The 19,839-nt window shown below is 32.5% G+C and carries 16 protein-coding genes and 1 pseudogene; all 17 read right to left on the bottom strand.

The features are described from left to right. The coding region (locus RWJ08_RS06890) for an ORF6N domain-containing protein (protein WP_313961555.1) at window positions 1-514 on the bottom strand (514 nt) is incomplete at its 3' end. 13 nt (window positions 515-527) lie between these two features. Next, window positions 528-2,051, bottom strand: a complete 1,524-nt coding sequence (locus tag RWJ08_RS06885) for a recombinase family protein (protein WP_313961554.1) — start codon at window positions 2,049-2,051, stop codon at window positions 528-530. 1 nt (window position 2,052) lies between these two features. Beyond that, window positions 2,053-3,735, bottom strand: a complete 1,683-nt coding sequence (locus RWJ08_RS06880; RefSeq protein ID WP_313961553.1) for a recombinase family protein — start codon at window positions 3,733-3,735, stop codon at window positions 2,053-2,055. Beyond that, window positions 3,736-5,400 carry a recombinase family protein gene (locus tag RWJ08_RS06875; protein WP_313961552.1) on the bottom strand — a complete coding sequence of 555 codons (1,665 nt, stop codon included), beginning with the start codon at window positions 5,398-5,400 and terminating at the stop codon, window positions 3,736-3,738. Between the two features lie 144 nt (window positions 5,401-5,544). Next, complete coding sequence (locus RWJ08_RS06870; protein WP_313961551.1) at window positions 5,545-5,775, bottom strand: DUF6870 family protein; 231 nt, start codon at window positions 5,773-5,775, stop codon at window positions 5,545-5,547. A 463-nt stretch (window positions 5,776-6,238) separates the two neighbouring features. Further along, entirely contained in the window at window positions 6,239-6,649 is a 411-nt protein-coding gene (locus RWJ08_RS06865) for a sigma-70 family RNA polymerase sigma factor (RefSeq protein ID WP_313961550.1), read from the bottom strand. A gap of 249 nt (window positions 6,650-6,898) precedes the next feature. Further along, window positions 6,899-7,507, bottom strand: coding sequence for an MptD family putative ECF transporter S component (locus tag RWJ08_RS06860; protein WP_009530038.1), 609 nt, complete (start codon window positions 7,505-7,507; stop codon window positions 6,899-6,901). A gap of 29 nt (window positions 7,508-7,536) precedes the next feature. Further along, a complete protein-coding gene (locus RWJ08_RS06855; protein ID WP_009530037.1) occupies window positions 7,537-8,235 on the bottom strand; it encodes an energy-coupling factor transporter transmembrane protein EcfT in 699 nt (232 codons plus the stop codon). A 5-nt stretch (window positions 8,236-8,240) separates the two neighbouring features. Continuing rightward, a complete protein-coding gene (locus RWJ08_RS06850; protein ID WP_040012624.1) occupies window positions 8,241-9,710 on the bottom strand; it encodes an ABC transporter ATP-binding protein in 1,470 nt (489 codons plus the stop codon). Window positions 9,711-9,712: 2 nt separating this feature from the next. Beyond that, window positions 9,713-10,318: pseudogene (locus RWJ08_RS06845) on the bottom strand (ABC transporter ATP-binding protein); the annotation flags it as partial. Between the two features lie 95 nt (window positions 10,319-10,413). Next, a complete protein-coding gene (locus RWJ08_RS06840) occupies window positions 10,414-11,457 on the bottom strand; it encodes a Fic family protein (protein WP_313961549.1) in 1,044 nt (347 codons plus the stop codon). A 145-nt stretch (window positions 11,458-11,602) separates the two neighbouring features. After that, entirely contained in the window at window positions 11,603-13,123 is a 1,521-nt protein-coding gene (locus RWJ08_RS06835; protein WP_313961548.1) for a recombinase family protein, read from the bottom strand. Further along, window positions 13,116-14,864, bottom strand: a complete 1,749-nt coding sequence (locus RWJ08_RS06830; RefSeq protein ID WP_313961547.1) for a recombinase family protein — start codon at window positions 14,862-14,864, stop codon at window positions 13,116-13,118. The genes RWJ08_RS06835 and RWJ08_RS06830 overlap by 8 nt, the downstream gene beginning before the upstream one ends. Beyond that, window positions 14,857-16,575, bottom strand: coding sequence for a recombinase family protein (locus RWJ08_RS06825; RefSeq protein WP_313961546.1), 1,719 nt, complete (start codon window positions 16,573-16,575; stop codon window positions 14,857-14,859). Before RWJ08_RS06825 ends, RWJ08_RS06830 begins: the two co-directional genes overlap by 8 nt. Window positions 16,576-16,673: 98 nt before the next feature. Further along, complete coding sequence (locus RWJ08_RS06820; RefSeq protein WP_313961545.1) at window positions 16,674-16,841, bottom strand: aminoacyl-tRNA hydrolase; 168 nt, start codon at window positions 16,839-16,841, stop codon at window positions 16,674-16,676. Window positions 16,842-17,306: 465 nt separating this feature from the next. After that, complete coding sequence (locus tag RWJ08_RS06815) at window positions 17,307-17,705, bottom strand: sigma-70 family RNA polymerase sigma factor (protein WP_313961544.1); 399 nt, start codon at window positions 17,703-17,705, stop codon at window positions 17,307-17,309. 387 nt (window positions 17,706-18,092) lie between these two features. Next, window positions 18,093-19,838 carry an ABC transporter ATP-binding protein gene (locus RWJ08_RS06810; RefSeq protein WP_313961543.1) on the bottom strand — a complete coding sequence of 582 codons (1,746 nt, stop codon included), beginning with the start codon at window positions 19,836-19,838 and terminating at the stop codon, window positions 18,093-18,095. Between the last annotated feature and the right edge of the window lies 1 nt (window position 19,839).

Here is a 19,839-nt window from a genome sequence, read left to right as displayed (position 1 = left end):
CCTTATCTTCCACATTCATTAAATCCCGTCTTAAATCCTGCATTTCTACGACATTGCTTGTAATCTGCATCGAAAGTTGTAAAAACTCTCTTTTCCCAATCAACCCTTGATTTTCTACAATGTAGTCTTTCATTTGTTTGAAAGTACGAACTAAAGCTCTACTTTGCCTTACTACAAGATCACCCTTTAATACAGTCATCAACATATAGATTCCTTGCTCTGTAAAGACATAAGGATTGTACTTAATATTACTACCTCGTCCGGTGCCTCTGTTCAAGGTGAAATTTTTGCACCTTGAAAGTTCTTCAACTTCTTGAGTTGTTAGTTGAAACATAAAATCTTCGCCTTCAAACTTCTCAATATTATTCTTGACTTGCCTGTTGAAATTTTTCGTTTCATATCCATAGATTTCGGCTAATTCAAAATCAAGCATAACCTTTTGTCCCCTAATAATATAAATCTTTTTTACAAGGGATTCATGATTTACAATCATCATTTCATCTTTTTTATCCATTTCTTTGTCCTCTTTATTCAAATTTCCAAACAATCTCCACCTTGTCCTTGTCATAAACATAGATTTTTTTTATCACTTCGTTGATCCAGTCTAAAACAAGTTCTCCTTCGGATACTGCTTCTCTTAACTTATCGACATTCAAATGATGTCTTGAAACTGTATTTTCTTGTATCTTGTTCTCTATAATCGATATTTCCTGCTCGATATTCTTTGCTCTTTGTGTCAGGGATTCTCGTTTTGAGAGATATTCTTCTTTCTCCACGATCCCTTGCTTATACCTTTCATAACACTGCATTTTGGAAATTTGATTCCTTTGTTGTTCCGCTTCCAGTTTTTTCTTTCGCTCAAGCAGGCTCTCACAAATACTTTCTCTGACTCTATGCTCAATCATTCTCGTCTGTTCTTTTTCAAGAAAGCTCTCGGTATAAAGCTGAATTTCCTTTGACACGATTTCTTCCAGTACCGAGGCTTGTATCTTTCCTTTCATACAGCCACAGTCTTTTGCCTTGTACCGATACGGACAATAATATCCGTCATTTTTTCCGGAGTAAACGGTATAGCTCATCTTATGATGGCATTTCCCGCAATAGACTTTATCCTGAAGAATATGGAAATGCTTCCGTTCTCGGCTGATATATTTTGCATTGCTGCTTAATCGGTTTTGAACTTCCGCAAAGTCCTCTTGGGATATGATGGCTTCGTGCATATTTTCTCGTATAATCCAGTCCTCGCTATCTATCCATTGCCGATGATCCGATCCGACTTCATACACTCTTGTCTTTCCGCCAACAATTGCTCCGGTATAAACCCGTTGGGTTAAGAGATAGCGAACAATCTGTCCTGTCCAAATCCCCGTTCCTCTTTTCAGTCCTATGTGCTTACCGGGTGTTAAGACTTCTCTCTCATTCAAGTCTTTGGCAATCGAAAGCATACTTTCTCCGCTTAAATATCTTGCAAACACTTCTTTCACAATCGGTCTTACTGCTTCATCTACAATGAGCTGATGATAGTCGTTTTCATCTTTCACATATCCGTAGGGTGCTTTTGAGCCGAAGTAATAGCCTTTCTCTTGTCTGATTTTAACGGAAGAACGGATTTTCTGTGAGATGTCCTTGGAATAGTAGTCATAGACAAGATTCTTAAAAGGAATTTCCAAACTGCTGATTCCGTTCTCGTTGTTCTTACTGTCATAGTTGTCATTCACCGAAATAAATCGAACTTGCATAAAGGGAAAGATCTGCTCAATGTAGGCTCCCGATTCGATATAATCTCTGGCAAAGCGAGATAAATCTTTTACGAGTATGGTCTTTACTTCATTTTTCTTTACAAGAGCAATCATCTTTTGAAATGCGGGGCGATTAAAGTTTGTTCCGGTATAACCATCATCTATGTGTTCCCGTATCTGAAAGCCTGTAAATTCTTCTTTGGAGCGGATATAGTCTTTTAAGATTTCTCTTTGGGAAGTGATACTGTTGCTTTCGTCTTGCTGATCGCCATCTTCTAAGGAAAGTCTTAAATAAAAATCTACTGTATTCATATCAGCTCCTCCTTGTCTTTCTACCGAGTTTTTCAGTAATCACAGGAGTTTCTTCAAAATTAAATTTGATTTCTATTGTGTTATCTTTCCCTATAAAGATCTTATCAATGATGCTATCTACAAAGTCTTTATCCCATTTCTTTGTTTTACCTTTAAAAAGCGCTGTAAGGTACTTATGCCTTTCTTCAAGTTCAAATACTTCTTTTTCAAAGATAGCAACTTGTCTTTCTTTTAGGCTTTCGAGTTCTGCTTTCTTTTTACCCAGAAGTCCTTTTTCCCTTTCAAAATCTTCTTTACTCCACTTGCCCAAAACATATTTTTCATAATACTCACTTTGAAGTCTGCTAAAGCCTAAAATTTTTCTTTCAATTTCAGTTATTTCTTTTTCCTTTTTCTTATCCAACTCTATTTTAAGATTGTCATAAGCATTCAGATAAGCCTTATAACTTTTACTGTTATTTAAAAGAATAGCATCAAAGGCTGCTTTAACAGTTTTTTCAAGAGTAGCCTCTGTAATAGATGTTCCGCATTTTTCTGTTGTAAATTCTCTGAACCGATTACAGCTAAAATAAAATACAGTTTTATTACCGCTTTTTTGCCTGTGTACGCTCATTTTTCTCTTACAAATCCCACAATAGAGTTTTCCTCTAAATACTGTATCATCCTTAGCATTCTTATTTTCTTTTCTGCTATTTTTAATGGAATTAGATTTTGAGGAAATTTTCTCCTGTACCTTTTCAAATGTATCAAGCGAGATAATTGCTTCATGGGCATCTTCTGTTATTGTCCAATGTTCTTCGTCAAGCCTTTCTCTCTTTTTACCTTCAAATAAATGCTTTTGATTTCTGCCTTGAATGAGTGTTCCTGTATATACACGATTTTTAAGCACTTGTAATATTGTTGTTGGCATCCAAGCTCTTATAAGTTCATTTTCATCAGCTTTAGCTTTTCCAAACTTCCTATAATCAGTTGCTATATATACTTTCTTTTCAAGCAGTAACTTTGAAATATCAAGTGTACTAAATCCCTTCAAATACGCATCAAAAATTTCTTTTACGATGGAAGCTGTATTTTCATCAACATATAACCGTCTTACTCCATCTTCATCTTTTCTTGCTGTATAGCCATAAGGAGCCGCACCACAGATGAATCCGCCTTGTTTGATCCTCATCTGATGAGAGCTTGATACTTTCTTTGAAATGTCTTTTGCATAAGTTTCATTTACAATATTCTTCAAGATTACCTCAAGAGATTTATTGGGATTTTCCATGTGAAAGGTATCCAGATTGTCATTAACCGCAATAAATCTTACTCCAAGAAACGGAAATATCTTTTCAATGAAGTTTCCAAGCTCCGTATAATTTCTTCCAAAGCGGGATAGGTCTTTTACAATAATGCAGTTGACTTTTCCCGTCCTTACTTCTCCCATAAGTTTTTCAAAGTCAGGTCTTTCAAATTCTGTCCCTGTCTTTGCGATGTCTTTATATATTCCAACCAAATTATGACCATCATTTTTCTTTATATAACTTTCACAAAGAGCAATTTGATTTTCAATGGAATCACTCGGCTTTTCTTTTTTATCTCTTGATATTCTTGTGTAAATCGCTGTTTGAAAACTGTTTCCGCTTTCTTTGCTTAACAGAGCTTCTTCCGCTTTTGCCCGCCTGTTCGCTGTCCTTGCCATCTACACCACCTCCTTCATCAGCTCGGAGGATTGCTTTGTGTAGTCGCTTAACTTATCCAGTATATCTGTAGTTTCATCATAGTTAAAATGGATTTCTATCCTTTTTTCTTCCAAAACATAGATTTTATCGACAAGTCTTACAAGAAGCCCTCTTTCTAAGGTGCTTATATTCCTGTACTTTTTAATATCTGACAGGAAGTTTTTGTTTCCCAAACTCTTTTGATAGAGTCTTGAAATTTCTTTATTCTGCTTTTCTAAAATCAGTTCGCTTTCTACGATACGGTTTGTATAAAACTCTCTCATACCGTAAAATTCTTCTTCAGAAATGATTCCTTCTTTTAAGTCCTGATACAGAGCCGATTTTAAAAGTTCAAACTTTGCCTTGCTTTTCTTGGTATACTCCTGTCTTTTATCTATTTTCTGAAAAAGCTCATAAGATACTTCCATGTCCCTTACTTTTTCCGAAATGCTTTCATACTTCCCAAGAGAGTTGATATAATGGCGAATCATCTCAAGTACGCTTAGCTTTAATTCTTCCTGTTTGATTGAATGCCTGCTGCACTCTTTTCCTTTGTTGTACTGGGAGCAGATATAGTAAATAGTGGGAGTTTTCCCTCTCTTATCGACTTTCTTTGTCATCTGAGCATTACAGTCCTTGCAAAATAAAAGACCTGAAAACAAATCCGCTTTCTCCCCAACATTTTTTGCCTTTATATCACATTTCAAAAGTTTTTGGGCAATTTCAAAGTCATAAATATCAATAATAGCTTCATGATTGTCCTCGATTTCAATCCAATCGCTTCTATCCTTGGAAACCACCTTATCCAGCTTATAGTTTATCTTTTCCCGTTTTCCCTGTTGCAGTGTTCCGATATAGATTTCATTGGTTAAAATACGATTAACTGCCGGCGTATCCCATTTGGCAACCGCCTTTGTGCTGAAGCCTGTCTTATACCTTATTCCCTTTGCCTTTTTATGCTCCATCGGTGATGGGATTCCATTATCGTTTAAGTGTTTGGCAATAGAGTAGGAGCTGTACCCTTCAAGCTTCATTGAAAAGATTTTACGCACCACATATTCCGCTTCTTTATCAATTACTATTTTGTGCTTATCTTCCTTATCTTTTTCATAGCCGTAAGGAGCATAGTTTGAGATAAACTGTCCCTGTTTTCTCTTTACCTTGCAGACACTTCTGACCTTTGCGGAAGTATCCCTACAATAATTGTCATTGATGAAGCTTTTAAACGGAATGACCAAGTTCTTTTCCGTTTCACTGGCTGTATAGCTGTCATAATTATCATTTAGGGCAATAAATCTTATATCAAGAGAGGGAAATACTCTTTGCAGGTATCTTCCGCTATCAATATAATCTCTGCCGAAACGGGATAAATCTTTTACCACAATGCAGTTGATATTTCCTGTGATTACATCCTCCATCATTTCTTTAAATGCCGGTCGCTCAAAATTGATTCCTGAATATCCGTCATCTACATATTCGCCTGCAAGCTCCATCTCCTCGTTTTTATCAATGTAATCTTGGATTTGAAGTCTTTGATTGGAAATACTGTTGCTTTCCGCCTTGAAATCTTTATCGTATTTTTCGTCATCCTGAGATAGTCGAAGATACATGGCTACCCGATAGGTATCCAAAATTCTTTTAGACATAACAAAACCTCCAAACTTTCATATTCTTTTTCAAGAGAAATATGATAACTTGGAGTCTTTTCAAGCACTTATTTAAGTTGTATCCCTATTTGATTCGTATTATACCATAAATTCGTAAAAAAGTCTGCCCCTTTTATCATATTTTTAATCAAGCAGCATCGCTTTCTTTTCTAAATAGGACAAAAAGCAATCCGCTAAACTTCTTCCGTTTCCTGCATAACTGCATTTGACGATAACATTTCCGACTTTCATAAAGTACATGGAAATCGGATCAATATTCTTCTTACTTTTTATATCTTCAATGTCCGGAACGAGTCTTTGATCAATCTCTTCCACCGACATATTTTTATATCTTGTTAATTCTTCTGCATTCATTAGAAAACTCCTTTCCCTGTTGTTTTCTTTCTTTAAGTTTTTTGACATTGGTAGGTGTCTTGGCTGACAACATAGGAATCTCACCTCCGCCTCTTATTCCAGACGAGCCGGCATAAACTATTGAAGTATCATTATCACTGCTTATTTCAACGAACAGATTGCCACCTCTGTTTTTTATGTAATCTTATTTGTCGCTCGCTTTCTTGTTTCCTTGGTTTACCCAGTATTCATAAAACCGAAATCTCTCAGCAGAAAGGTCATGGCGTAAGTCATAATTCTCCACAAGCAGATAAAGTCCTACCTTGGTCTATTCAGTTGTCAAAGAACAAAATATTTGAAAGGGATTTTTCTTTCTATTTTCCAATTTGCCATAGCAACCTATCTCTTATAAAAGAAAGTAAAAGAGGTCAAACTCCCCTTCACTTTATATAAGGAAAATTTGACCCCTTTGGTTACCGAAATTCTAAATTTCTTCGATAAATTTCTTCAGCTTCGCCAAGATTTTGTTTCTTTTCTTAATCAAAGCCGGGTGTGTGATACTTTTTAGCCTTGCTACCGAGCGGACGGTTTCATCCTGAAAGTACAAACGCTCTATGATGTCCCTTTCTTCTGCATTGAGTCTTGACATGGCATTTCTGACTGCTTCAATCATCATCTGCGTTTCCACAATCTTTTCGACATCAACGCTTTCATCAATGATATTCTCTGCAAAATGTCCATCCTGATCCAAGGACGAAAAAAAGAGCAAGTGGTTTTTTCTGTCCACCTGCTCCAAATACTTTTCATGTTCTCTTTCCCGCCAGTAGACTTTGTATATCTCCTCACTGACTTTTACCTTTTGTCCGTTTACATATAGATAATATTCTTTTTTCATTTCGAAGTCCTCCATTTCTTTTGACTGACTGTTTTTCAGGCAAAAAAAGGAGGACTTCTGCATCCGGGCGTAAGAAGTCCTCTAAAATGAACGAAATTTGTTCTTTCCCTATATTTTAAATTGGTTTTTTTATGATAATTGCCAGTATCAAAAAGGTCTATTGTTTTTTTCTATATGAATGACAGACCCTAAATACATAGCAATTACCTCCATTATTTAATCCATTTTCCCCTCACTAATAAAGATTGATTAAATTACTCCCGCTTTTTCAAAATGCTTTTTCAATATTCTCATGGAAATCCATGCCCCTAAGAAGCTCGTTACAATGGTTAAGGCTACCATAGAACCATACATCTCCCAAGAACCTACCACTTGTAAGTATTGTTGTAATGCCTCATCTGTTAAATGTAAAATTTCTTTCCTCTGAACAAAATATTCTCCATGCGACATATACATTGGCAATGTAAATAAAGCAGTCTGTAATGTTGAGCCGACTACATAAGGGATTATTATTGCCTTTTTATCCCTATATTTCATTTTTGTTGCAATAATTTCTGCAATCAGCCATCCAATAATTGAAAGCCCTACACCGATTCCATTCGCCGCCATAAAGCCCGGTAAAACAATTATTGTTCCCATGATAAGAAAAGATCCTGTTTTTCTCACTTTGGATACCAAAAGCATAAATGCTATTGATACAAAAAACAGAGTGATTGGAATGTTGGCAATCGTACCGAACACTGTTAATGCAGCAATTGCTCCTGTAACAAAGAAAATCAGTAATGCAACTGCTCCAAAAATACCAATAAAGATAAAATCTTTGGCATTTAGTTTGTTGTTTTTTTGAGTCTTTTCCATAAAATTCCTCCTTAAATTTTTATCTGTTATCAGAACTGTAAGTAACACAACATACTGACAGCAATAACCGTAAATAAAGCATATCCTGCATCAATTTTTGTAAATTTCAACGGATAAATATTTGTTCTATTTTTATAATTTTCAATTCCTCTAAGTAATACCGATGTTGACAACTCTTCCGCTACTCGAATACTCCGAAATAAAATAGGAACAATCATAAACTCCAGTGAGCGGATAGGGTGAATAAAAAACTCAATTCCGGAAGTTCTAATTCCTCTGATTTTCAAACTATCCTTTAAGTATCCGTAATCCTCTCTTAAAGTTGGCATATATCTCAATATGACAATAAACGGAATTGCAACAGCATTTGGAAACTTCATCGTTTGCATGGCAGATATAACATACGGCATTGAAGTCTTTCTCTTCAAAAATTCAATCATCATCACGGCAATAACAAACTTCTGAACAAAATAGCTTATCGAAACAATTGTTAATGCCAATGTCGTATTGGGAATATGGTAAATATAGAACATCAATCCGGCAATTATTATATAAATCACGCTATATAAAACACATTCCCGATACGCTTTTGAAGTTATTAAATATATATTGCAAATCAACAGTAAAATATGTGATGATAACGGTTTATTGATAGCAAGCCCAAGTGTGATGAAAATAAATACGATGCCAAGAACGGTTCTGGGATCTAATTCTTTTTTTACATTCATTTTCATCACCTGCCTTTACTCAAAATTTCCCAAAGTTTCTTCTTGGTATCATTATTTAATTTAAAATCAGCCTCTATACTTCCATTTTGGAAATAAATTATTCTATTGCATACTGACAATAAGAATTCATAATCATGAGAGATTACAAATAAAACTTTATCAGCATCGGAAATTCCCAAAATGCTTTTTGATACTAAATCCATCGAATTTTTATCTAATCCGCTCGTAGGCTCGTCAAAAAATATCACTTTACTCTCGCTACTTACCGCAGTTGCAATGGTCAATCTTTGTTTCTGTCCCCTTGACAGAGTCATAGGATGTCTATCCTCAAAATCTGAAATTCCAAACTTTGATAAAATCTTATTTTTCTCCTCATCTGTAAGTTTTACATTAGGTTTTCCAATGCTAAGCTCTTCCTTTACGCTTCCTGCAAAAAGCTGAAAATCAGAATCCTGCATAACGAAATAGACCTTCCCTAACCTTTTTTTATATTTGAGTTTTTTACCTTGAAGAAATATACTTCCATTTTTTTCCTTTAACAAACCTGCACAAAGTCTACCAAAAGTCGTTTTTCCGACTCCATTTTCACCTATAATTCCTATAATTTCATTACCAAATGCGGTGATTGATATATCCTTTAAGATACTGTAATTTTCTGTTTTGGAATGAAAGTATGAGAGCTTTTTAACTTCCAATATAGGTGTTTCCTCTATCTTAGGCTCTTTCTGATTTACAACTTCTAAATCATTCAAATATAGACTTCTAATATCTCGATGTTCACTCTGTATCTCTATTAGATATTGTGAAGAATATTCTCCTTCAATTTTTCCATCATTAAGTACAATGATACGATCCAATAGCTCCGTAAGATAAAACAATCTATGCTCTAAAACCACTATTGTTTTTCCGGTTTTTTTTAATTCTATTAAAATATCTCTTAAATCAAAAATAGATTGAATGTCTAAATTCGCAGTAGGTTCATCGAACAAATAAATATCCGGTTTCATAGCATAACAGGATGCAATTGCCACCTTTTGTTTTTCTCCACTGGAAAGCTTAAAAATACTTTTTTCTTTTAAGTGTTCTATACCGAAAATCTGCAAGCTGTTTTTAACACGCTGTTTTATCTCATCTTTGTTCAAACATCTATTGCATAAACCAAAAGCAACTTCATTAAATGGATCCATCATAAAAAACTGACTTCTCGGATCTTGAAATACAGTTCCTACCTGATTGCCTATCTTAGAAAGCTCCAAATCATTGATTTTCTCCCCATTGATATATGCTTCACCTGTTAAAGTACCCTCATAATAATGTGAGATAAGCCCGTTAATTACTGAAGCAAGTGTAGTTTTCCCGCTGCCACTTTTCCCTGTAATTACAACAAACTCACCTTTTTTTATGTTTAAGTTTATGTCATCGAGGATTTTTTCATTAGAATTTGTAGTATATGAAATATTCTTAAGAATTATCATAACTACACCTCATACTGTGCTTTCCATAATTTTTTGTAGTACCCATCTTTCTCTAAAAGTTCCCTGTGCTTTCCTTTTTCCAATAGTTTTCCTTTTTGGAACACAAGAATTTGATCTGCCTTTTGAATGATTCTTAAATGATGAGCAATCACAAGAACAGTTCTGTCCTTTGCAAGCTCTGTAATGGCATCTTGTATCAGCGACTCATTGACAGGGTCAACATTACTTGTCATCTCATCAAGAATTAAAATCGGTGCATCTTTCAGAAACGCTCTTGCAATGGATATTCTCTGTCTTTGTCCGCCTGACAATATTCCGCCGTTTTCGCCAATATCCGTTTCATAACCTTCAGGCAAACTCATAATAAAATCATGGATTCTTGCTTTCTTTGCAGCTTTGATGATTTCTTCTTTTGTTGCCCCTTTTTTTCCTACTCTGATATTTTCCTCAATCGTATTATCAAACAGTTGAACATTCTGCATAACAATGCTGATACGATCCAAAAGTTCATCATAAGGAATATCTCTAATATCCACACCGCCAAGTGTAATTTTGCCTTGCTGCACATCATAAAATCTTAATAACAGGTTAGTTATCGTCGTCTTGCCCTACAATGTCAAGCAATTGATATTAAAATTTTGAGATTAATTTTACTCATTTTTAAGTGCTTTTTATTTTAGCTGTTTTACCTTTTACATAGAGTTTAAATCCTTACATATTTTGTTGAACGACCACTGCCTACCTGTTTTATCTTTTCATTGTCCTGTAATTCTTTTAAGGCTCGTTCTATTGTCCTTTGTGATATATCCGGACAAAGAATCACAATATCTTTTTTGGAAAGTGGCTCTAATGATTTTTGAATAACAGAAAATACTCTTTCAGGTGAAGTCAATTTTTCTTTTCCAATTAGGTTAAATCTGTCATCACACTCTTTGTATGCTTTTAAGAAAACCCCTAGCATATACTTTATGAATGGAAGTTCATCATTTTCTCCGGTATGCCATTTTTCACTGGAGTTCTGTAATTCTTCATAATAAGAATCTTTACTTTCTTCAATAAGCATTTCTATACTGATATACCTTCCAACAAAATAATCGAACTTATAAAGTAAAAGAAGTGTCAGTATTCTACTCATTCTTCCATTACCATCATCAAATGGATGAATACATAAGAAATCATGTATAAGTGCAGGTATTAGAATTAGTGGTGGAATATTTGCTTTCACTGCTTTCTTGTAAGCCTCCACCATTTCATCAAAGTAATATTCCGTTTCAAAGCTGCTTACCGGATGAAATCGTACTTTTTTATTCCCTAAAACATCTACTTCTACAATGGTGTTATCCATAGTCTTAAATTTTCCCTTATGATTTATATAGGAATAAGAATATAACTGATTATGAAGTGTTAAGATGTCATTTTTATTAAATTCTATATAGGCATAATTTTCATGGATTATATCAAGCACATGCCTATATCCTGCAATTTCTTCTTCATTTCTGTTTTTAGGTTCTGCTTTTTTATTCATCAGCTCCTTAAGTCTTGCATCATTGGTATAAATTCCTTCAATAGCATTGGAAGACTTTGTACTTTGTATTTTAGCAACATCTATCATCTTTTTTAAAATATCTGGATAATTTTCGACATAAAGTTCCTGCTTTCCCTTATATTCATGAATCTTTGCAATAGTATGATATATATTAACAGGTAAAGATAGTTCCATAAGTTTTAAATAATTAAATTTCCTCAAAACAGCACCTCCTTTTTTCATAGCCATTATATCATATTTGGCTATGAAAAATCAATAGTGGCGAGAATAATCTCGCCATTATTTTCATTTTGGCGTATTAAAATTAAAGTTGGCGAGATTATGAGTTACTTTTAATGCTATCCATCTATATTTCTACAATTTCTATTTTCCCACTTCTTGATACGATTATTTTATCAATTGAAGAGTCCACATAAACTTTCAGCAAACCTTCCTCATCTAAGACATCAATATCCGTTTCTTTCTTTGAATCAATCTTCTCCGACTTCAATTCTTCCAATCTACTCTCCAATAATATCTTTTTATCTTGGATAAGAGTTTTTTCCTTTAAATACTCATCTTTTGAAATATTTTTCTTTTTGTAGTTTTCATAAATATTTTGTAAATTACTGTTTAATATGGATATTTCCTTTAGAATATCTTCTTTTACATTCTTGTGTTCTATAACCCTCTCTTCTTTTAATGTCTTTTGAATTTTGAAATCTTTTAATTTGGGCTTTATCAATTCAATAATATCTTTCTCTTTGATATTATTTGGTGTTTTCTCAGCTTTACAGAAATAACAAAAATAACTTTTGTACTTGTATATTTTATCTGATTTTTTCTTTTGTCTACTGTCGCAGCGAAAACTCATATGTCTGCCACATTCTTTGCAAAAAATCTTATCAGAAAAAATAGAGCGATTTTTCTTCCCTGTATAAACACTAAAACTTTTTTTGGCTTTTATCTTCTTAACCTTATCAAATACTTCTCTGGAAATAATCGCTTCATGAGTGTTGAGGACTATCTTCCACTCTTCTTCAGGAAGTAAAATTCTTTTTCTTCCACCTATTTTGGTTTCTTTGTATTTATTGTATACATAATCCCCTGTATAAAGTTCATTATTTGTAATCTGTGAAATACAAACATTTGTCCAAACTCTTTTATTTATTTCACTCCCTGTAACCAAATTTTTAGCATAATCCGAAAGTTTAAGTTCTTCTTTTCGTTCAGAGCGAGTGATATAACCTTTTTCATTAAATATATTGGCAACTTGAATACAAGAATACCCTTTTAACAATAAATAAAAGGCTTCTTTCACTATAAATGCTGTCTTTTTATCAATAATAATATGATATTTATCTTTAGGATCCTTGATATATCCAAAAGGTGCTGACCAGTTCGTATTCTTTCCTTGTGATTTGATTTGTTTAAGAGAACTTCTTACCTTTTCAGATAATTCCTTGCTAAATAAATCATAATACAAGGTCTTAAACTGTGCATCTGTATCTATACCGTTCCCTTGTTCCTTTAAGGAATCATAGTTATCATTAATAGCAATAAATCGTATTTTCAAAAATGGTAATATATTACTCAAATAATCTCCAAGCAAAATATAATCTCTTGAAAATCTCGACATATCCTTTACGATTATAGTTCCTACTCTACCATTCTTTATATCATCAACAAGTCTTAAAAATGAAGGTCTGTTTGTATTAGTAGCAGAATACCCATCATCTATATATTCTTCTATTTCGCTGTCCTTCAGAGAGTTCTCATTTTCAATGTAACTTCTTATATAATCTCTCTGATTTACTATGCTTATACTTTCATCCGTTTTTTTATAATCTTCCTCTGAAAGTCTCAGATAAATAGCTATCCTATTCATTTTCTACCTCCAACTGTTTCTCCATATCTTTATCAAGGTTAAATTTAAAGTATATAGTTACTTGCTTATATTTTGAAATTTCTATATAACTAATTAGTGTATCAACCAGTTCTTTATTCACATCTATACTCTTATCCTCTAGGTAGCAAAATAGAGCTTCTATGAATTTTTTAAGTTCCTTTTTCCTTTTCTTTACATTTCTTTTTTTATCGTCCAAGATTTTCAATTTATTTTTTATTGTTTTTATCTGTCTATCTATTTTATTGCTTTCTGTTTTAAATTCACTTAAAAGAACTTCGCCCTTAACATAATTTTCGTATTGTTCCTGCAATTTAACTCTAAGAGAATCAATCTTTTTATTATTTGTATCTATTTTTAGAGAAACTTGATTTATCTTTTCAGCACTTACCTTCTCCAAATAAGTTTTGAGGTGCAGTCCTTTATCTTCTTGATTAAAACTTGAAAACAGTCTTTTTAAAGTATCAACTAAAATCCTATCCAAATCCGTTTCATAAATTCTGACATGAGATTTTTCTAAATTTAACCTATCGCCACCTTTACAATAGTAGCAATAGCAGACTTCATCATTAACTTTGAGTCCCCTTGCACGATATTGTTTTTGCAAATCTCTACTGCATACACCACAAACTATAATACCATCATACTTTCCTTCTTTATTTTGGTCTCTTTGGATATTTGAACCTGCATTTTCTTTACCATCTTTTATAGCATTCTTCAATGAATGATATGGCAATGAACCTTGATTTTTTTCTTTAATTCTTCTTACTCTTTCAAATAAATCTTTTTCAACCAGTGCTTCATGGGTATTTTTTTTTACAATCCATTCATCTTTATCACGAAACTTACTTTTTCTGCTTGAATCATGTCTATTTGAATATACTCTTTGCATTAAATTCCCAACATAGACTTCATCAGAGAGGATTTTTGATATATAAGAAGTATCCCATTGTTTTATATCTTCTTTGTCTTTAAAAACCTTACCGGTTCTTTTATATTCAGCAGGTGTCGTGTATGTTTTAGTCAATTCTCTTGCTATGTGTATATTGGATTTGCCTTGACTTGCTAAATGAAACACAAGCCTTACCACATCTGCTACTTTTCCATCTATAACCAGAACTCTTTTCCTATCAATTTTATCCACCTTATAACCATACGGAGCCATAGCTCCTATAAAAGATCCTTGTTTCATTTTTACTTCTTTGGAGGCTTTTACTTTCTTTGAAATGTCTTTGGCATATAAATCATTGAAGATATTTTTTATTGCTATTTCATAGCTCTTATCCGATTCTATACCGTCTTTGGTATCAAGGTTGTCATTTATGGAAATAAATCGAACCCCTAAAAATGGAAATACTTTTTCTATATAATTTGAGATCTCTAAATATTCCCTTCCAAATCTTGACATATCTTTTACGATGATACAATTTATTCTTCCTATCCTTATATCTTCCATCATTTCAATAAAGCCAGGTCTTTTAAAATTTGTTCCGGAATACTCATAATCCTTATATATTCTAAAAACCTTTATATCTTTTTCATCTGCTTCTTTTACACAAAGTTCTTCCTGCATTTCAAGAGAATTACTTTTATTTCTGTAATCTTCTTTTCTTTCCTGAGATAATCTTGCATAAATTCCGGCAATATATATCTTTTCAATCGCTTTTACATCTTCTGTACCTGTTTCTAAATGTGATATATGTCTATTTTTCGTTCTAGCCATAGCATACCTCACTTTCAGCATTTACAAGATTTTTATTCATAATGGCATGTATGGTTTTTAACTTTCTGTTTGTAGGCGTGCTTTTCTTTTCTGCAATATTATTCTTAACCCTTGTCTTATCAGTATTTGCCATTTCTTCAATCAAAGATAACTCTTCAGTGTGATTAAACCTAACGTCTATTGTTTTATCTTCAGCGATAAAGATTTTATCAATGAGCATTACAACGGATAATCTATCTATTTCAGATAAATTTTTATATTTGTTAATATCAATAATCCAGCTCTTATTTTCATCTATCTTATCCTTTGTATCTTCCTGTCTTTTTAACCTATACTGAATACTTTCATCTAGCTTAGTGAGTTTTTCCATATAATTTTTTCTAAAAAGTTGATATTCTTCTTTATTAATCACATCTTCTTTTAAATCAAGGTAAAGCGAAGATAAGAGTTCTTCTGTCATAGCTTTTTCTCGTTTTAATATAGGAATTTGATTGTCTTTTAGATTTATATTTATATCTATAAGCTGAACTTTGGAATATAGCTTTTCGTTAAATTCAATATATGATTTTATTATTTTAGACACTGCTTTTATCAATGTATCTTCCTTTATGCTGTGTCTTGAGCAAGATTTTTCCTTGTTATACTTTGAGCATATATAGAAAACTTCTTCTCTTTCTTTATATTTTACAGTTCTTCTAATCAAAGAACTTCCACATTCTTTACAAAACAGCATCCCGGTAAAAATATCAATTTTATCCTTACCACGAGAGTTGTTTAAATCTCTTTTAAGCATTGTATTTGCAATAGAAAAAACTTCCTTACTTACGATTGCTTCGTGGGTATCCTCTACCCTTATCCATTCTTCTTTATCTTTTCCAATTTGCTTTTTATTTTTATAGTTTAAGGTGATACTCTTTCCCTGCAAGGTGTTTCCAATATATACTTCATTTTCTATAATTCTGTTTACTGCCTTTGCCGACCAATTTCCACCTTTTATATTTTGAAATCCATTACACTTAAAGCCTTGACTTTCTTTATATTTTCTTGGAGTTAAAACACCTAAACGATTTAATTCATCCGCAATTGCCTTTGAGGAATATCCTTTAAGCTTCATATCAAATATATTTTTGATGTTCGGAGCTGCCTGCTCATCAACCACCAACTTATTATTATTTTCCTCAGATTTTTTATATCCATAAGGAGCAAATGCACTTATATAGTCTCCTTTTTCTCTTTTTATCTTCTGAGAACTCTTTACCTTATTAGAAATATCTCGGCAATAGCTGTCATTAATAAAGTTTTTTATAGGCAGTATTAGATGTGTATCGTTCATATCTGCACTTTTGCTATCGTAATTGTCATTTACAGATATAAATCTTATTCCGTTTTCAGGAAATATTCTTTGAATATATTTCCCTGCTTCTATATAATCTCTTCCAAATCTCGATAGGTCTTTTACAATAATCGTATCAAATTTCTTATCATAGGCATCCTTTATCATTTCTTTAAAATTCGGTCTATCAAAATTCGCTCCTGAATATCCGTCATCAACATACTCCTTGACCATTGTAATTTGATTTCTTTTTACATATGAATTTATAATTTCTCTTTGATTGGATATAGAATTGCTTTCTACTTTTTCTCCATCTTCTTTTGAAAGCCTCAAATACATAACTGCAATATTTTCTTTATCTACACTATTTTTAAACACAAAAAAGCCTCCTTAAATTCAATTTACATACAATAAATCGAACCAAGGCTAGGCTTCCACAAAAATATTATAACGCTCCTTATATTTTTTGTCAGCCCCTAATAGACAGAAAATTTTTCTTTGATGTATTCCTCTACTAAATTTTCTAAGCTAAATCCATTTTCATTAAATTTAACTTCGATATTCCAACCATCAATTTGATTTATTGTCTGTTTATCTTTTTTATTTGTTTCCACATCTATATTTATATCATGTTCATCACACATAATATTTTCTCCTTATCTTTAAGATTTTTAAGTTTTATGACATTGACAAGTGCATTGGCTGCAACATAGGAATTTCACCTCCGCCCCTTTTCAAGATGAGCCGGCTTCAACTGTAGAAGTATCATTATCCCCGTTAGTATCATCGCACAAGAGCTGCCACCCTCTTTTTATACAGACTTATTTATCGCTCCAAACCTTATATCCTCTACAAACGCAGGTATTCATTTAAACCAATCTTCCTTAGCAGGTTTATCTTGGCGTAAGTTGTAAATTGCTACACTAACGGTTAACGTCTTGTCTTGGTCTATTCAGTTGTCAAAGATCAAATCTATATATAACGAGGTCTAAAAGTCCCTCTATATATAAACCTTACTTTCAGAGACTTTTGTTTCCACTTTTTTAAAAATTTTTTCAAAAAAATAGAGAACAAACTATAAATTCAGTCTGTTCCCTACTTGTTAGTTGTTATTCAAGCATCTCTTTGAGCTTCTTTAAGATTTTATTTCTAAAACTGAAAATCTTCTTAGAAGATACTTGTTGTTCTTTTGCCAAATCACGAATGGTCATTTCTTTAAAATACAAAGAATCTATTACTTTTTTCTCTTCTTCATTAAGTTTTTCCAGAGCTTTATATAAATCTTCAATTCTCATTTTCGTTTCAATGATTTTTTCAATATCTACATTTTCATCTGCAATGGAATTTAAATCAATCTTATAGTCCTCAAAGCCATAGACTCTATTCTTTCTATCAAGTCTATTTAAATATGCTTCGTGATTGAGTTGTTTTTTATATACTTTATATACTTCGTCAGGTACATATATTTTCTTTCCTCTGACATAAATGTATTTATTATCATCTGCCATTTATGAAGTCCTCCTTTTTCTCCAAAATCTGAAATATGTTTTTTGTAATAAAAAAGGAGGACCTCGGCATTTTGACATGCGAAGTCCTCGTGAAAATAAGTAAATAAAAGTTCTTTGAATTTCTTTATATTCAATTTCTAATATTTTAAAAAGGGCAACAGATAGAATTTGATTTTATTTTACAAGTGTATAGATTTTCTTCTTGATATCTTTCTATTAATAAAAATACTCTATCCATATCTTTCTCCCAATTCTTAAAGAATATAAAATATACCTCCTTAAAAAATCAGCTGAGAAAATAACATTCTCAGCTAATAAAATACATTAATGTAATGTTTTTAAATGTCTTCTTAATTCATTTCTTCTATATTTTGAATTTATCTATCATTATTGCAATGCCCATTCATCAGATTGTTTCCTTCTTTCAAGAAATTCTTTATATATACCGTGTTTAGATGCAAGCTCATTATGAGTTCCAACCTGCTCTATAACTCCATCCTTTAAAACTATTATCTGATCGGCATTTTTTACGGTAGCAAGCTTATGAGCAATTATGATTGTTGTCTTACCTTTTAATAGATTTTTCAAAGCAAGCAATAATTGTTTTTCATTTTCTGGGTCTACACTTGAAGTTGCTTCATCAAGAATTACAAATTTACTGCGTTTTAACATAGCTCTCGCAATAGAAATCCTCTGACGTTCTCCACCAGATAAGTTGGAACCTCCTTCTTGCAAAACTGTGTCATAACCCTGTGGTAATTTCACGATAAAATCATGGCACTGTGCCTTTTTGGCAATATATATCATTTCTTCATCTGTTGCATTCGGATTTCCGAATTTGATATTATTTCTCACGGTATCATCAAAAAGATATACATCTTGAAAAACAAAACTAAAATTTGAAAGTAGTTCATCATATTTGTATTCCTTTATATTTAGCTTTCCAACTTTTACTTCACCGGAATTCACATCCCAAAACCTTGACATTAAATTGCACAGTGTTGTTTTACCACTTCCTGAAAATCCAACAAGAGCAGTAGTTTTTCCATCAGGAACAACCATACTTAAATTGTTAAAAAGATTTTCTTTCCCATATGAAAATGAAATATTTTCCATTGATATTTCTGCTTTATCTACTTCCGTTTTTTTACCCTCTTCAATTACAGGTAAATTTCTCAAATTGATAACACTGTTAAGATTTTGTACAGCAACCCCCTTAATACTCTGCATACTTCCCGCTAATTCAAATCCTGAAAAGACAACAAAGCTCATAACAATTAAGATAATGGCCTTGGTAGCTTCAATATTTCCCGAAAAATATCTTATAAGAGAACTAAAAATTATCGTGCAAATACCTATTTTGAATACTAATAAGAATAAGAACTGTGTCGGAACTAATATTTTTTCTACTGATAGGAACCCTTTACGACTTTCTGCAATACTTTTATTTAATTCCTTAACTGTATTTTTATCTTTCCCAAATGCTTTGGTTACTCCTATTCCTCTGACATATTCAAGCATTTTTTCGCTTAAATCCAATTTAAGCCCCAATAATTTCTCTGTTAGCTGATCAGTCTTTTTTTGTGTAATTAAATTAACTATAACCCCAACAATTAAAGTCAGTAATATAATTACAGCAGTTATAAAATCATAAGGCAGAACAAAAATAACCATTATAAGCGTTTGTATTGTCCCTACAAGTATTTGCTCAATAATCGGAACACCGATTGTTTCAAGTTCTCCTATAACCGTTGAAAGACCTCCTGCTACATTTCCCAAAGAATTTGTATTGAAATACCCCATATTCACATTTTTCAGCCGATCCCCAATATATAGCCTGTTTTCAGCACCTAAACTGTACGAAGCAATATATTTGTTCTTATCAGCTAAATATCCGAATATAATTTTACCGACCATACTTGTGGCTGCAATAGCAAAAACAATATACACATCCCTTATTAAAACGCTCTGACCTGTGAATACATTTTCGCAAATTTTAGTCAAGCAAAACAAAATTGCACCTAAAGAAATACCTTCAAACACACCCTTAAACACATCAAAAATGAGCATTCTTGTTATTTTATTTGAATATGAGCCCGAAACTTCATACAAAGTTTTTATCAATTCTCTCAAT

Source organism: uncultured Parvimonas sp. (assembly GCF_963524015.1).
Classification (GTDB): domain Bacteria; phylum Bacillota; class Clostridia; order Tissierellales; family Peptoniphilaceae; genus Parvimonas.
The sequence above is the reverse complement of the archived record's forward strand: the minus strand, read 5'-3'. Positions and strand labels throughout refer to the sequence as shown.

Bases quoted from the DNA above. Each gene is read 5' to 3' on its own strand.
- RWJ08_RS06885 (WP_313961554.1), bottom strand. From the start codon at position 2,051: ATGAATACAGTAGATTTTTATTTAAGACTTTCCTTAGAAGATGGCGAT.
- RWJ08_RS06880 (WP_313961553.1), bottom strand. From the start codon at position 3,735: ATGGCAAGGACAGCGAACAGGCGGGCAAAAGCGGAAGAAGCTCTGTTA.
- RWJ08_RS06875 (WP_313961552.1), bottom strand. From the start codon at position 5,400: ATGTCTAAAAGAATTTTGGATACCTATCGGGTAGCCATGTATCTTCGA.
- RWJ08_RS06870 (WP_313961551.1), bottom strand. From the start codon at position 5,775: ATGAATGCAGAAGAATTAACAAGATATAAAAATATGTCGGTGGAAGAG.
- RWJ08_RS06865 (WP_313961550.1), bottom strand. From the start codon at position 6,649: ATGAAAAAAGAATATTATCTATATGTAAACGGACAAAAGGTAAAAGTC.
- RWJ08_RS06860 (WP_009530038.1), bottom strand. From the start codon at position 7,507: ATGGAAAAGACTCAAAAAAACAACAAACTAAATGCCAAAGATTTTATC.
- RWJ08_RS06855 (WP_009530037.1), bottom strand. From the start codon at position 8,235: ATGAATGTAAAAAAAGAATTAGATCCCAGAACCGTTCTTGGCATCGTA.
- RWJ08_RS06850 (WP_040012624.1), bottom strand. From the start codon at position 9,710: ATGATAATTCTTAAGAATATTTCATATACTACAAATTCTAATGAAAAA.
- RWJ08_RS06835 (WP_313961548.1), bottom strand. From the start codon at position 13,123: ATGAATAGGATAGCTATTTATCTGAGACTTTCAGAGGAAGATTATAAA.
- RWJ08_RS06830 (WP_313961547.1), bottom strand. From the start codon at position 14,864: ATGGCTAGAACGAAAAATAGACATATATCACATTTAGAAACAGGTACA.
- RWJ08_RS06820 (WP_313961545.1), bottom strand. From the start codon at position 16,841: ATGTGTGATGAACATGATATAAATATAGATGTGGAAACAAATAAAAAA.
- RWJ08_RS06815 (WP_313961544.1), bottom strand. From the start codon at position 17,705: ATGGCAGATGATAATAAATACATTTATGTCAGAGGAAAGAAAATATAT.